The sequence below is a fragment of the Mesorhizobium sp. C268A genome (assembly GCF_040324475.1).
In the GTDB taxonomy this organism is placed as follows: Bacteria; Pseudomonadota; Alphaproteobacteria; order Rhizobiales; family Rhizobiaceae; genus Mesorhizobium.
Map to the genome: position 1 here is coordinate 5,480,800 of NZ_JAMYVX010000001.1, position 14,300 is coordinate 5,495,099.

The window sequence follows — 14,300 nt, forward strand, 5'->3', positions numbered from 1 at the left end:
CCGCTCACTATCGTCGCGACAAATACGGGCTGTTCTCACTCCAGAGGTTTTTACATGCGCACGCGTCACGCCGTCATGCTTGCACTTTCCGCGCTTTGCATTCCAGCCGTCTCCATGCCGCTGCAGAAAGCCAACGCGCTGGAGCCTGAAAAATACACGGTCTATTGCGCCAACGATCACATCGAGGTTTCGTTCTGGGATCTCGAGCAGATGAAGGTGCGCAACGGCTCCGATGTCTGCCAGTTCCAGAGCTACACGAGCTACTCAAGCGCCTTGAAATTCGCGCAGAAGAATTTTGGTGGGGAAGGGGCGAGTTGCAGCTGCTAGGAGTGCTGGCTTGGAGTGCGCTGTTCAGGGAAAGAAAATGGTGGGCGATGCAGGGATTGAACCTGCGACCCCACCCGTGTGAAGGGTGTGCTCTCCCGCTGAGCTAATCGCCCGCTCGTTGCCCGAAGGCCAAGCGAGCCGCGATATAAGGGAGGCAGGGTTGTGAAGTCAAGGCGATGCGCCGGCCTTCTGTGCCTGAAATAGGCGAGGGCAGGCGCTGCCGCGCAATCGCCCGTTTCGCTCAGCCGGCCGCAGCTGCAATCAGCCGTTCCGCCAGGTCGAGCGTCAGCGCGTCGAAATGCGAAATCACCGCCGACGGCTCGAATTCTCTGACATGGCGGTCGGTGTAGCCGAAATCGACGGCGACCACCGGAATGCCGGCTGCCTTGGCGGTGTCGATGTCGGTCTGCGAATCGCCGACCATCAGCGCATGATGCGGATCGCCGCCGGCGAGCCGGATGGTCTCGGTCAGATGGCGCGGGTCGGGCTTGCGGAAGGCGAACGTGTCCTGGCCGGCGATCGCGGCGAAATGCTTTGTCAGGCCGAGCGCCTCGATCAGCGCTTTCGAATTCGCCTCATATTTGTTGGTGCAGATGGCGAGCAGATAGCCGGCCTTCTCGAAGCGGGCGATGGCTTCGACGACACCGGGGTAGGGGCGCGACTTGCCGGGGATGTTGAGTGTGTAGTGGTCGAGGAACACCTTCAGCAGCCTGTCGTGCTCCTCCACCGCCAGCGATTTCTGCTGCGCGGTATGCGCGCGCTCGATCATCACCCGTCCGCCCTGGCCGACAAAACGCCGGAAGCCGGCCTCGTCGACAGCGGCAAGCTCGCTGGCGGCAAGGCTGTGGTTGAGGCTGTCGAGCAGATCCGGCGCCGTGTCGATCAGCGTCCCGTCGAGGTCGAACACGATGATCGGTTGGGTCATGGCCTGTCCTGTGGCTGATGCATTGCAGGCAGGCGATAGCGGCTGCGCTTCTTTCAGGCAAGCCGGTGCGAGCCAAAGTCTTTGACCCTGCGGGCAAAAGTGCTAGGAGCGCGCATCCAGAAAAATCAGAACCAAGCCAAACCCCTGGGGCGAGCATGGATGCGAGGCAGTTGAAAGTCGAGGCCGCGCGGGCAGCCCTTGCCCATGTCAGCGACGGCATGCGCATCGGCATCGGCACCGGGACGACGGCCGACGAATTCGTGCGGCTGCTGGCCGAAAAGATCGCCGCGGGCTTGACCGTCATCGGCGTGCCGACGTCGGAGCGCACTGCAGCCCTTTGCCGCGAACTTGGCGTGCCGCTGTCGACGCTTGAGGAAACGCCCGAGCTCGACCTTACCGTCGACGGCGCCGACGAGATCGACGCGGCGCTGACACTGATCAAGGGCGGCGGCGGCGCGCTGCTGCGCGAGAAGATCGTCGCGGCGGCATCTCAGCGCATGATCGTCATTGCCGATCGCTCGAAGATGGTCGACACCCTTGGCCAGTTTCCCTTGCCGATCGAAGTCAACCGGTTCGGCCTGCGCGCCACCGAAATCGCGGTCGCGGCAGCGGCCAAAAGTCTCGGCCTTTCCGGCCCGGTTACATTGAGGATGACGGGGGGCCAGCCTTTTGTTACAGACGGCGGCCATTTTATCCTCGATGCATCTTTTGGCCGCATTCCGGATACAAGAGCGCTTTCGAATGCTCTCCATGCCATTCCTGGTGTGGTCGAGCATGGTCTTTTCATCGGGCTGGCGTCAGCGGCCATCATCGCCGGCGGCGACGGCATCCAAACCGTCCATGCCGCCCGAAAACCAGGGAGTTCTACCGATCATGATGTTGCATAACCGGGTTCGCAATCTTTGCGCCGTTCTGGCGGCTTCGGCCGTTTTCGCCTTCTCTTCCCCGGCGTTCTCGCAGGAGATCACGGAATCGCATCTGAAGGCGGCACGGGCGGCGGTCACGGCAATCCACGCGACCGACTCGTTCGACAACATCCTGCCGCAAGCGGCGGCCTCGCTCGAGCAGCAGCTTATCCAGAAGAACCCTGATATGCAGGAGCTGATCGGCAAGACCGTAAGCGAGAAGGCACTGGCGCTGGCCTCGCGCCGTGCCGATCTGGAGAAGGAAGCAGCGCTGGCCTATGCCAAGGTGTTCTCCGAGAAGGATCTCACCGACATCGCCGCCTTCTACAATTCCGATGCCGGCAAGAAGCTGCTCGACAACGGCCCCAACGTGACGCGCGAACTGGTCAAGGCCGCCGACATCTGGCAGAACGGCCTGGCGCGCGATCTCGCCCAGCAGGTCGGCGAAACGCTGGCAGCCGCCGCGAAGGCCGCTGCTCCGGCCGCGCCTGCGCCGGATAACGCAACTGCCCCCGCCGATGGCGCTGCACCTGCCGACGGCGATGCGCCCGCAGACGGTGACCAGCCGGAAGCGCCGAAGAACTGAGACGTCTGATTTCGCCACCGGCATCCTTGCCGCTGGACCAGAAAGCCCGGTGGAAACCGGGCTTTTCTTTTGGCTTCATGCAGCCTACCTGTCTCAAACATTTCTTGGGGCAAGGAACAGCAGCATGGCCGGCTACGACTACGATCTCTTCGTCATCGGCGGCGGCTCCGGCGGGGTTCGGGCGGCGCGCGTGGCGGCAGCGCTCGGCAAACGTGTCGGCATCGCGGAGGAATACCGCTATGGCGGCACCTGCGTCATCCGTGGCTGCGTGCCGAAAAAACTCTATGTCTATGCCTCGCAATTTCCCGAGCATTTTGCCGACGCCGCCGGCTATGGCTGGACGGTGCCCGAGGCCAGCTTCGACTGGCCGACGCTGGTCGCCAACAAGGACCGCGAGATTGCCCGTCTGGAAGCGATTTACGAAAAGAACGTGAAAGGCGCCGGCGGCGAGACGTTCCACTCGCGCGCCATGCTGGTCGACCCGCATGTCGTGCATCTCCTGGGCGATGACCGCACCGTCACCGCCGACCAGATCCTGATCGCCACCGGCGGCCGGCCGGCGCCGCACCCGGCGTTGCCCGGTCACGAGCATTGCATCTTTTCCAATGAGGTTTTCGACCTCAAGCAACTGCCGAAGGCGATCATGATCGAGGGCGGAGGCTACATCGCCGTCGAATTCGCCAATATCTTCCATGGCTTGGGCGTCGACACCACGCTGGTCTATCGCGGCAAGGAGATACTGTCGCGCTTCGACATGGACCTGCGGCACATGCTGCACGAAACCATGGAAAAGAAGGGGATCAAGATCCTCTGCCACGCCGTGTCGGAATGGGTCCGCAAACGGCCGGACGGCAGGCTGGATGCGTTGGTCACCGGCGGCAAGGTGCTGACGATCGACCAGGTCATGCTCGCCATCGGCCGCCTCCCAAACACCGAGAATATGGGCCTGGAAGGCGTCGGTATCGAGCTCGGCATAACCGGCGCCATCGTTGTCGACCAGTATTCCCGCACCAACATCGACAACATCTGGGCGATCGGCGACGTCACCAACCGCGTGCAGTTGACGCCTGTGGCGATCCACGAAGCCATGTGCTTCATCGAGACCGCATTCAAGGGCAATCCGACCGCGCCCGACCACGACACCATTCCGACCGCCGTCTTCTCACAGCCGGAGATCGGCACCGTCGGGCTGTCCGAGGACGATGCCGTCAAGCGCTACTCCGATATCGAAATCTACCGCGCCACATTCCGGCCGATGCGGCACACGCTGTCGGGCCGCGACGAAAAGATGCTGACGAAGCTGGTGGTCGATGGCGCCACGCGAAAAGTGCTCGGCGCGCACATCCTCGGGCCGGACGCCGGCGAGATGGCGCAGTTGCTCGGCATTCCGCTGAAGGCCGGCGTCACCAAGGATGATTTCGACCGCACCATGGCCGTCCACCCGACGGCAGCGGAGGAACTGGTCACCATGTACAAGCCCACCTACCGCGTGAAGAACGGCGTGCGGGTCGATTGACGCCCGCGCGCTCGATCTTGAAGAACCCCCCATGGCAGCCGCTGTTGCCACCGCGATGGGAGGCCTGAAGCTTATTACAACAAAGTGCCGCGCAGGATGACCAGCGCCACCGAGAAATAGATCACCAGGCCGGTGACATCGACCAGCGTGGCGACGAACGGCGCCGAGGCGCTCGCCGGATCGAAGCCGGTCCGTTTCAGCGCGAACGGCAGCATCGACCCCGACAGCGAGCCGAAGGTGACGATGCCGACGAGTGCTGCCCCCACGGTCGCCGCGATCAGCGGCCAATGCGGCCCATAATCGTAGAAGCCCATATATTGCCAGAGCGCGATGCGGCAGATGCCGACCACGCCAAGCATGGCGCCGAGCACGAAGCCGGTGGGCAATTCGCGCAACGCCACCCGCCACCAGTCGCGAAGGCCGATCTCGCGCAGCGCCAGCGCGCGAATGACGAGCGAGGTCGCCTGCGAACCGGAATTGCCGCCCGAGCTCATGATCAGCGGGATGAACAGAGTGAGCACGATCGCTTTTTGCAGTTCGCCTTCATAGCTTTGCATGGCATTGGCGGTCAGCATCTCCGAGATGAACAGCGCGCACAGCCAGCCGCCGCGCTTCTTGATCATCGCGAGAAAGCTCATCTTCATGTAGGGCTCGTCGAGCGCCTCCATGCCGCCGAAACGATGCGCGTCCTCGGTCGTCTCCTCGATCATGGTGTCGATGATGTCGTCGATGGTGACGATGCCGAGGATCTTGCCGTGGTCGACGACGGGAACCGCGAGCAGGTCATATTTGGAGATCGTCTGCGCCAGTGTCTCGCGATCGGTCAGCGGCGTCACCGTCACCGGGGCGCGATCCGGCGCCACCGACAGGATCGGATCGTCCGGCTCGCCGGTGATCAGCCGGCGCAGGCCGGTCGAGCGCACCAGCACATGCGTGTCTGGATCGACGATGTAGATGGCGTAGACGGTCTCCCGCGTCCGCTCCACCTTGCGGATGTAGTCGAGCGTGCGCCCGACGGACCAGTCCGACGGCACGCTGACGAATTCGGTCGTCATGATTGAGGCGGCGCTGCCTTCGGGATAGCCGAGAATGGAAAGCAGCGTTGCCCGCAGCGGCGGGACCAACCCGCCGAGCAGCTCGGAGCGCGTCGGCTCATCCAGCTCTCGCAGAATATCGGCGGCGCGGTCGACCGACATGGCGGTCAGCAGCTTGCACGCCTTGGCGCGCGGCAGCGCCTCGGCCAGATCGGAGGCGCCGTCGAGTTCAGGCTGGTCGAAGATCTCGACCAGCCGCTCGAACGGCATTTCGCAAAGCAGTTCTATCGCGGTATCGCGAGCTTCCCGGTTCAGGGCCTCGACGACATCGGCGACGTGATCATTGGCAAGAATACGCGCGATAGCGACGGCATCGTCGCCCGCTACGACGGGGGTAAATTCGTTCATGGCTCACTCCTTGCCGTCCGGCGGGACGTGAGCCGTTAGAGGTCACATCGAGGCGGACGGCGGTTGCGTTCGACTACTGTCGCCAGGCATGGCGCGGTGACCTTTCTGCTCGCGGGTTCGAGTTGGAATTCAGCGAGCGGGCGCAACATAGGAGCGCATCTTGGCGAGTCAATCGCGGGGGTGGCGGAAAACAGCCGGGAGCCGGCCCAATCGCGAGACTGTGATGATTATTGAAGGGGGAGGGAGCGAGTGCCCCGCCGCCAGTGGCGGAACGCGCTTCGGCGTGGCTGCTATTTCTGCTTCAGCCGGCGTGAAAAACGCATCCATTTGTCCTCGACCGGCCGCGGCTGCGTAAGGATGGTGGTGAGCTCGCGCGGAAGGTTCGGAACAAGCGGCCTCTTGGTGGCGACGCCGTCGGCGATCGCGACCACGCTATGGTAGAATTCCTCGCCCGAGGCCGAACGTGGCGGCACCGCCTCATGCATGATGCTGATCACCGTGACATCGGGACAGTTGTCCTTGATGGCCTGGTGGAAGGCGATCTTGCCATCCGGATCGAGCGCGCCGGTCGCTTCGTCGAGGAACAACAGTCCCGGTTGCTGCAGCACGATGCGGGCCACAACCAGCTTCTGCTTCTGGCCGCCGGACAGCAGCTGGTCCCAGATCTTTCCCTCGCGGCTTTCATCGGCCATGTGTTCGATGAAATCGCCGAGGCCGGCCTTGTGCAGGGCTGCCGCGACCTGCGCATCGCCATAGTCGTCCTCGGAACCGGGCAGGCACACCAGCTGCTTCAGCGACACCTGCTGCAGCTTGACCTCCTGGGCGGCATAGAAGCTCCTCACACCGTCAGGGAAGACGATGGTGCCGCGGCCATAAGGCCACAAGCCGTTGATCGCCTTGATCAGCGAAGTCTTGCCGCAGCCGGATTCGCCCTTGAGGAATGCCCACTCGCCGCGCCGAAAGCGCAGATTGGCTGCGCTCAGGAACGGCGTGGCGTCTTCACCCTGATGCGCCAGTTCAAGCTTCTGGATGGTCAGGCCGAAGACCGGGTTCTGGCTGGCATAGTGGAAATCGGAACGGCCGGTCTGGCTGTAGAATTCCTGCGGCTGTTGGACGTTTTCAATGGCGTGCGCCAACTCGATGACGCGCTGGCTGTTGGCCCGCAAGGTGGCGAGACTCGGCATGACATGGATGAACCAGGAACATTTGCTGATCAGCGCGTTGACCTGCTCGGAACCGGTTATGTAGCCCTTGAGGTCGACGCCGTTGTGGATGAACGGCACCAGACCAGGTCCGTAGGCGACAACTTTGGCCCCGACGAAATTATAGACCGATTCGAATCCCGCATAGAGGGTGTTGACGATGTTGAGCTTCGACCAGGTGGTATCGATATCGAGATAGAGCCGTCCATGTATCGTCTTTTGCACGTCTTCGCCTTGCGACGCCGACACATGGAAACTGCGGCGCAACAAGGTGATCAGCTCGCTGCGATAGGTGCCTTCGGCCTTCTGCATCCTGACATTGAGCCACTCCAGCATTCCGCCGAGTTTGATCGCGATCCAGGTATTGACCGGCACGTAGATGGCAACCGCCAGGAGAGCGAGGACGGCGCTGCCATAGCTGCCGAGGGCATCCAGGCCTTTTACCTCCACGGAATTCGCCAGCAAAGCGCCGCCGACAAAATAAAGTGAGGTGAAGACGCCGAAGACACCTTGGGCAAGCCCGATGGCGCCGCCCGCCATGTCTTTGATGGATTCCTGCACGCGCTGATCGATGTTGTCGGGCGCTGGCGCATCTGGCGAGCCATTCTGAGCGTGGTAGTGAGTATGGTTGGTATCAAGCAGCGCCGCATTGAAACGCGCGTTCAACCAGGCGCGCCATTTGCGATGCAATGTCGCCGATACAAATTTGCAGGCGCCTATGATTCCCATGTCCTTGAACACGACCAGCAGCACAAGCAGGCCGGCATTGGTAAGCACTGATTCAAGGGGCGTGGTATTCGCGGCGTCGTGGAAAAAAGCGATTGAGGCTGCCAGTTCGCCCGCCAACACGGTAAACCAGACGTCGGCCTTGCTCGACAGGGCTATGATGAGCGCGAGGACGACGGTGAGAGCCCAGGCCTCTCTCCACCGGTCCGAGAACCAGTAGGCCCGCATCAGTCCCCAGAAGGTCCGCATCGACGATACTGGCGTCAGGGGCGACGGCCCGGCGGGGGCGTCGCGGTTCCAAAGTGCCGATATTGAACGTCGCGGTCTGTCGACCCGAATCACAATCCCGCCCAAACCTTTTTTAGTTTTGTTACGGATAGTAACACCAATTGATCATTTTCTATGAATTTTATCCCGGCGAATGTGAAGCAGCCCACCCGCCGTTGCCATGAGGCAACAGTTGGTACTGCGAGATCGCCGTCTTTGGGTCAAATTTGTCCTTTGTTTCAATGTGTTGCGAGAACGCTCAGATGTGCGAATATATTCCCTGAGGGAAGGCTCATACACGGCTTTGTGACCAAAAGGCCTGCCCGTCGGCCGGTTTTCCCACCGCGCGCTAACCGGATCGCCCGAAAAATTGCCGTCCGTGATCGCCCCAGGCCGCCCGAATCATTTCACCGGCCATCATGGTTGGGCACGCAAGATCGTCGCTCCTGCACGGCGACTGCTCATGAGTTGGCCCACGCTTTTTAGCTGCAGCTCAACACCGTTTGACAATCAAGCGCACTGGAATGAACCTTGCCGGGCACTGTCGGCACCGATGCATGTCCGGTCCCCAACAAGGAAGCTCCCCAATGCTTGCACGCGCAGCCGTTCCCGCAATGGTGACGCTCTTTGCCTGGCTGCCTCTTGCGCATGCCGTCAGCCAGACCATTCCGGCAAGCGCCGAAGGGCAAATCGAGTTCAATGCTCCGTCCGGCAACATCGGCTGCATCTACACGCCGAAGGGCGGCACCAGCACCTACGAACCACAGGATGGCGGTCCGGAACTGAGCTGTTCGCGCGTCGAGCCCAGCTACGTCACCGTGATCCTTGGGCCGAACGGCCCGGCGACATTGATCAAGAATCCGGGCGAGCAGGGCTGCTGCAGCGATGTGGCGAAGCTGGCTTACGGAAGCAGCTGGAGCAAAGGGCCGTTTACCTGCCAGTCGTCAACCAAGGGACTGACCTGCACGGGCAGCAACGGCCACGGATTCTTCCTCAGCAAAGCCAAGGTGACGGTGAAATAACCCGAACATGATCCCGAAAAGTGGTTGCCGGTTTTCTCGGACAAACGGGAAACCGTTTTGTCCAGAGATCATGCTCAAACAAGGAGATAGAGCCCATCCCGATTTCCATCGGGATGGAACAGGCTCTAGCCGGCCTTTTCCAGTTCGCCCTTGGCCTTTGCGGCCGCGACTTGGCGGATGGCATCAGTCAGCGTGTCGGCGTCCTGCGCGCCCATGACGGCGTATTTGCCTTCGAGCAGGAAACACGGCACGCCGGTGATCCCCATCCGCGATGCCGTGGCGATTTCTGTGCGCACCTCCTCGACGTCGGCATCGGTCGGCAACAGCGTTTCGACCACGGCAGCGTCCATGCCGGCCTCGCGGGCGGCATCGATCAGCACGGCGTGGTCGCCAATATTGCCGCCTTTCTCGAAATACAGTTGGAACAGCCGGCGCACGAGCCGGTTCTGCACGGCTTCACCGGCGGCACCGGCCCAGCGGATGACACGATGCGCGTCCAGCGTGTTGGCGGCGACCTTGATGGCGTCGAAAGCGAAATCGATGCCTTCGGCTTCGCCGAGCGGCTCTATGCGGGCATGCATCTGGCGGATGCGCTCGTCGCTGCCGAATTTGGCCAGCATGTATTCGCGCCGGTCCTTGCCCTCGCGCGGGATGGTCGGGTCGAGCTGGAACGGCCGCCAGCGCACATGAACCTCAACGTCGCCGGCAGCGGCAATCGCTTTATCCAGCCGCTTCTGGCCGACGAAGCACCAGGGGCAGACGACGTCGGAAACCACGTCGACGGAAATGGAATTGTCATCGCTCATCTTGATCTCCTGCAGCCGAACGTTTCAGCGAGACCGATCTCGGCCACGCTCAGTTCGGCTTGCGCCACCAGGTCGGCCATTGATAACCGAATATGGGCGTCTTTTTGGGATGGTCCAGGTAATTCCAGTAAGCGAGCCATTGCTGCGCGTTGTACTGCATCGGCACCATGTAATTGCCGGAGATCAGCAATCGGTCGAGCACGCGCACGGCGGCGACATAGTCTTCCTTGGTCCGTGCTCTCAGCATCGCGTCGATCGCCGCGTCGACCGCCGGATCGGCGACGCCGGCCAGATTGAATGAACCTTCTCTTTTGGCCTCTGAAGAACCCCAGCGAAGGTTCTGCTCCATACCGGGAGACAGCGAGTTGCTGAACCCGCTCGACCCGACAAGAACCTCAAAGTCGAAACGCTGCTTGCGCGACTGGATCTGGTCGGCCTCGAGGCTGCGGATGGTCACCGCGATGCCGATCTTTTCCAGCGAGCGCTGATAGATGGCGGCAAAGCGTTCATCGTCCTGCGACGCCGTCAGGATCTCGAAACCGAACGGGTTTCCCTTGGGATCCAGCAGGACGCCATCCCTAACGGCGTAGCCCTGGCTCTTCAGCAGGTCGAACGCCAGCTTCAGCACCTTGCGGTCCTGGCCGGTGCCGTCATTCACCGGAGGGCGCCAGCTGCCGTCCATGACATCGGCCGGCACGCGGCCGGGGTAGGGCGCCAGCAGCGCCTTTTCCCTGTCGCTGGCGGGATGGCCGAGCGCGGAAAGTTCGGAATTCTGCCAGTAGCTCATCGTGCGCGTGTACTTGCCGCCGAACAGGTTCTTGTTGGCCCATTCGAAGTCGTAGAGCATGCCGAGCGCGCGCCGCACCTCCGGATTGGAAAACTTCTCCAGTCGCGTGTTGAACAGGAACCCGGTCACCACGGGCGGTATGCCGGTGTCGAAGGTCTCGGCGATCACCTCGCCGCGATGAAAGGCGGGAAAATCGATGTCGCGCTCGCGCTTGACCGGATCGCCCTCATCGTAAATGGCGCAGATGCCTTTCTTGAACGCTTCCGTCTTGGCATTGGCGTTGAGGAAGTACTCGATGGTGATCTGGTCGTAATTGTCGAAGCCGCGCTTGGAAGGGATGTCCTTGCCCCAGTAATTCGGATTGCGCTTGAAGACGATGCGCTGTCCCGGCTGCACCTTGTCGATGGTGTAGGGACCGCTGCCGATCACCGGCTTCAGCGTCGTCTTGTCGAAGGTATCCTTGTTGAAGGCGTGCTTTGGGATGATCGGCGTCAGTGCGATGATCAAGGGGGTCTCGCGATTGGCCTTGTCGTTGAAGGTGAAGCGCACGCTGTGATCGCCGGTCTTTTCGAGCTTGGCGATCAGGCTCATGCGGTCCCTGTAGGGCGGGCGGCCCTTGTCGGTGAAGACATCGTAGGTGAACAGCACGTCATCCGGCGTCACCGGCTCGCCATCGGACCACTTTGCATTTGGGTTGAGATGGAACTCGATCGACTTGCGCTCGGGATCCATATCGGCTGTGTCTGCGAGCAGGCCATAGAGGCTGAAGGCCTCGTCGTAGTTGCGCATCATCAACGGCTCGAAGACGAGATTGCCGAAAATGAGGTCCTGCATGCCGCGCGCCGTGGTGCGCAGGCTCTTCAGGATGAACGGGTTCAGATTGTCGAAGCTGCCGACGACGCAGTAAGTGATGTTGCCGCCCTTGGGCGCATCGGGATTGACGTAGTCGAAATGCTGGTAGTCGGCTGGCAGCGCCGGCTCGCCCTGCATTGCGATGGCATGTCTCGGTTCCGACATCGCCACGCCGGGTGCAAAGGCGAAGAACGAAATTGCGGCGATCAGCCAAACAAGAATGCGGCCCATGACCGTCTCCTTACTGGGCGGCTTGATGATTCGGAGTGCACCCTAACATGGCGCCGCGGCGCTCCGGCCAGATACATCAACCCAAATCGCACGACCCAAATTGCGAGGCCAAGAATTGCAGGCGGCGGGCTGGATTCGGCTGCTCATGCAGTGTAACACGCGCTCCGAAGTCATTCTGTTGCCTCAATTCGGCAACAGGTAGCAGGACCACACGGCGCGAAGAAGCCGGTCCCGGGATCATTTGAGAGGAAATGCACGACATGACGAGCCTGAACAGCAACGCATACCGCCTTTCGGTCCTGGCCGCGGGCGTGGTCGGCTTTCTGGGCGCCGGACTTCCCACCGCTTCGGCACAGCAACAGATTCCGCAGGGTTGGTTCAAGGCCTGCACCAAGCAGGAAGATGTCGACATCTGCAATGTCCAGAACATCATCACTGCCGGCAACGGCCAGTTCGTCACCGGCGTCAGCCTGATCGAGTTGAAGGGCAAGGTAAACCGCAAGGTCTTCCAGGTCACGGTTCCCCCAGGTCGCCTGGTGCCCCCCGGCATCGCCCTGCAAATAGACGCCGGCAAGGCGACGAAGCTGGATTATGTCATTTGCTTCGCCGACCGTTGCGTTGCCGAAGTGCCGCTGACCGACGCGCTCGTCGCGTCCTTCAAGAAGGGACAGGCGATCACGCTGACCTCGATCAACTTCCAGAGTCAGCCAAATCCAATCAAGGTTGCCTTGACCGGCTTCAGCGGCGCCTTTGACGGCGCGCCGCTGCAGCAGTCGGACATCGAGGATCGGCAGAAAAAACTTCAGGATTTCGTCGTCAAGAACAACCAGGACTTCGCCAAGAAGCTCAAGGACGAGCAGGCCAAGGCCAAAGCCGCCAACTAATCGCCGGGACAGATACCGGAGCGACAAAAAGAGGGGTCATGCCCCGCTTTTTTGTTGCCGTCACGTCGATGCAAGGTGATGTCAGTGTCTCGACTGGCGTTTTGGCTCATAGCGTCCGTCGGGCCGCTTGTCGAACATCTCGCCGATCTGTGGATGCCGGACCGGTTCGCCCGATTGATCCTCGAGCAGGTTCTGCTCGGAGACATAGGCGATGTATTCGGTTTCCGAATTCTCGGCGAGCAGATGGTAAAACGGCTGGTCCTTGCGCGGCCGCACGTCGGCCGGGATGGCTTCGTACCATTCGTCGGTGTTGGCAAATTGCGGATCGACATCGAAAATGATGCCGCGGAACGGAAACAGCCGATGACGAACCACCTGTCCGATCGAAAATTTGGCCGTTTTCATCATACTCACCACTAAGCCTCTAGAGCGCCCGGCGTCCCCTCGAATGTGCGAAGAGCGCTCTAAGACTTTGAATTTACACACACCGTGGCCAAAAATCGAGCCCGACTTAGGTCTGGGATCAGGCTTTATTTGGCGCAGATAGCGTGTCAGTTCAATGCCGAAGCGCTTGACGCCCGATGAAGCTACGGGCTAGCCCGGTCCCGGGGTTTCGGGCCAGGGCAAAAATGTCTGACATTGTCGGTCTTGTTCTTCCGTTCTTCGGGCTGATTTTCATCGGCTTTCTGGTCGCGCGCATAACCAGGCAGCCGCTGGAAGCGCTTGGCTGGATGAACACCTTCATCGTCTATGTCGCGCTTCCTGCCCTGTTCTTCCAATTGCTGGCCCGCACGCCGTTCGAACAGTTGACCGAATGGCGCTTCATCTTCGGCTCGGTATTTTCCACCTACACGATCTTCTCGATCATGTTCGTATGGTCGGTGACGGCGTCGCGCGGCGAGATCGCCCAGTCGACGATCAAGGCGCTGGCCGCGGCCTACGGCAATATCGGCTATATGGGGCCGGGGCTGGCGCTGCTCGCCTTCGGCGAACAAGCGGCGGTCCCGTTGCGCTGATCTTCTGCTTCGAAAATATCATGCATTTCGCCATCGCGCCGATGATGATGGCGCTGTCGGGCGACGACAAGACATCGCCGTGGCGGCTCATCCTCGGCGTAGTCAGGAAAATCGTCCTGCACCCGTTCATCATCGCGACCGCGCTTGGCGTTGGCGCCGCCTATCTCGGCTTTCACCCACCGCAGCCGGTCGATCGCCTGCTTGAATATCTTTCGCGGGCAGCCGCCCCTTGCGCCCTGTTTGCCATGGGCGTGACGCTTGCGCTCCGGCCGCTCAACCGCGTGCCGCATGAGTTGGCGTCGATCGCGGCGCTGAAGCTGATCCTGCATCCATCGCTCTGCTACGTCGTGCTGAGCTGGATCGGGAACTTTTCCGAAATCTGGGTTTTTTCAGCCGTGCTTTTGGCGGCATTACCGACCGCAACCAACGTCTTCGTCATCGCCCAGCAATATGGCGTCTGGGTGCAACGCGCCTCGGCCAGCGTGCTGATCACCACCTGCCTCTCGGTGCTGACGGTGACCGGGCTGCTCTACATGATCCGCCACGGCATCTTACCGCCGGACCTGTTTCCCTGAACCGCCGGTAAGCGCCGCAAAGCCGCTGCCCGGCCTCAAGCCTTCGCGCATGAAAAAGGCGCGCAGCGGCGCGAAACTGCCGAGCACATTGAGGCCGGCGCTGCGTGCCATCTGCGCCGGCAGCATGTCCGAAAGCAGCGACATGTTGAGCAGATTGACCGCGCCGGAACGCGCCAGAATGTCGGGACGGCGCCTGGAATCATAGGCGGCCAGGGCCTTCGCGGCGCCGGG

At 61.5% G+C, this 14,300-nt stretch carries 12 protein-coding genes, 1 tRNA gene and 2 pseudogenes; 7 read left to right on the forward strand and 8 right to left on the reverse strand.

Features of this window, described 5'->3' with window-relative positions; all coding sequences use genetic code 11:
* Positions 1-54 precede the first annotated feature (54 nt).
* Positions 55-327: a hypothetical protein gene (locus tag NKL06_RS26710; RefSeq protein WP_023691329.1), complete on the forward strand. Its 273-nt coding sequence runs from the start codon at positions 55-57 to the stop codon at positions 325-327.
* 38 nt (positions 328-365) lie between these two features.
* Here NKL06_RS26710 and NKL06_RS26715 read toward each other — a convergent pair.
* Both NKL06_RS26715 and NKL06_RS26720 read right to left on the reverse strand, forming a co-directional pair.
* A tRNA-Val gene (locus NKL06_RS26715) sits at positions 366-440 on the reverse strand.
* 128 nt (positions 441-568) lie between these two features.
* Entirely contained in the window at positions 569-1,252 is a 684-nt protein-coding gene (locus tag NKL06_RS26720) for a phosphoglycolate phosphatase (protein ID WP_023691328.1), read from the reverse strand.
* A 155-nt stretch (positions 1,253-1,407) separates the two neighbouring features.
* Between NKL06_RS26720 and rpiA the strand changes: the two genes are divergently transcribed.
* From rpiA to gor, 3 genes are all read left to right on the forward strand, one after another.
* A complete protein-coding gene (gene rpiA, locus NKL06_RS26725; protein WP_023691327.1) occupies positions 1,408-2,139 on the forward strand; it encodes a ribose-5-phosphate isomerase RpiA in 732 nt (243 codons plus the stop codon).
* Entirely contained in the window at positions 2,126-2,743 is a 618-nt protein-coding gene (locus tag NKL06_RS26730; protein ID WP_023668979.1) for a DUF2059 domain-containing protein, read from the forward strand. The genes rpiA and NKL06_RS26730 overlap by 14 nt, the downstream gene beginning before the upstream one ends.
* Positions 2,744-2,867: 124 nt before the next feature.
* Positions 2,868-4,259 (forward strand): glutathione-disulfide reductase, encoded by a 1,392-nt coding sequence (gene gor, locus NKL06_RS26735; RefSeq protein WP_023691326.1) that lies wholly within the window; start codon positions 2,868-2,870, stop codon positions 4,257-4,259.
* A gap of 74 nt (positions 4,260-4,333) precedes the next feature.
* Here the strand turns inward: gor and mgtE are convergent, their stop codons facing one another.
* Together mgtE and NKL06_RS26745 are read right to left on the reverse strand one after the other, a co-directional pair.
* Positions 4,334-5,701 (reverse strand): magnesium transporter, encoded by a 1,368-nt coding sequence (gene mgtE, locus NKL06_RS26740; RefSeq protein WP_023691325.1) that lies wholly within the window; start codon positions 5,699-5,701, stop codon positions 4,334-4,336.
* A gap of 290 nt (positions 5,702-5,991) precedes the next feature.
* Positions 5,992-7,878 (reverse strand): ABC transporter ATP-binding protein/permease, encoded by a 1,887-nt coding sequence (locus NKL06_RS26745; RefSeq protein WP_023691324.1) that lies wholly within the window; start codon positions 7,876-7,878, stop codon positions 5,992-5,994.
* Positions 7,879-8,510: 632 nt separating this feature from the next.
* Between NKL06_RS26745 and NKL06_RS26750 the strand changes: the two genes are divergently transcribed.
* Complete coding sequence (locus tag NKL06_RS26750) at positions 8,511-8,918, forward strand: hypothetical protein (protein WP_196814090.1); 408 nt, start codon at positions 8,511-8,513, stop codon at positions 8,916-8,918.
* 125 nt (positions 8,919-9,043) lie between these two features.
* Here the strand turns inward: NKL06_RS26750 and NKL06_RS26755 are convergent, their stop codons facing one another.
* Positions 9,044-9,724 carry a DsbA family oxidoreductase gene (locus tag NKL06_RS26755; RefSeq protein WP_023691322.1) on the reverse strand — a complete coding sequence of 227 codons (681 nt, stop codon included), beginning with the start codon at positions 9,722-9,724 and terminating at the stop codon, positions 9,044-9,046.
* A gap of 49 nt (positions 9,725-9,773) precedes the next feature.
* Positions 9,774-11,594, reverse strand: coding sequence for an extracellular solute-binding protein (locus tag NKL06_RS26760; protein WP_023691321.1), 1,821 nt, complete (start codon positions 11,592-11,594; stop codon positions 9,774-9,776).
* Positions 11,595-11,854: 260 nt separating this feature from the next.
* Here NKL06_RS26760 and NKL06_RS26765 point away from each other — a divergent pair, with 260 nt between their 5' ends.
* A complete protein-coding gene (locus NKL06_RS26765; protein ID WP_023668972.1) occupies positions 11,855-12,478 on the forward strand; it encodes an invasion associated locus B family protein in 624 nt (207 codons plus the stop codon).
* A gap of 81 nt (positions 12,479-12,559) precedes the next feature.
* On the opposite strand, the gene hspQ is transcribed toward NKL06_RS26765, so the two are convergent.
* A complete protein-coding gene (gene hspQ, locus NKL06_RS26770; RefSeq protein ID WP_023668971.1) occupies positions 12,560-12,883 on the reverse strand; it encodes a heat shock protein HspQ in 324 nt (107 codons plus the stop codon).
* 224 nt (positions 12,884-13,107) lie between these two features.
* Here hspQ and NKL06_RS26775 point away from each other — a divergent pair.
* Positions 13,108-14,069 (forward strand): annotated as a pseudogene (locus NKL06_RS26775) (AEC family transporter).
* Here NKL06_RS26775 and NKL06_RS26780 read toward each other — a convergent pair.
* Positions 14,046-14,300, reverse strand: a pseudogene (locus NKL06_RS26780) (UbiH/UbiF family hydroxylase); the annotation flags it as partial. The pseudogenes NKL06_RS26775 and NKL06_RS26780 sit on opposite strands and share 24 nt — an antisense overlap.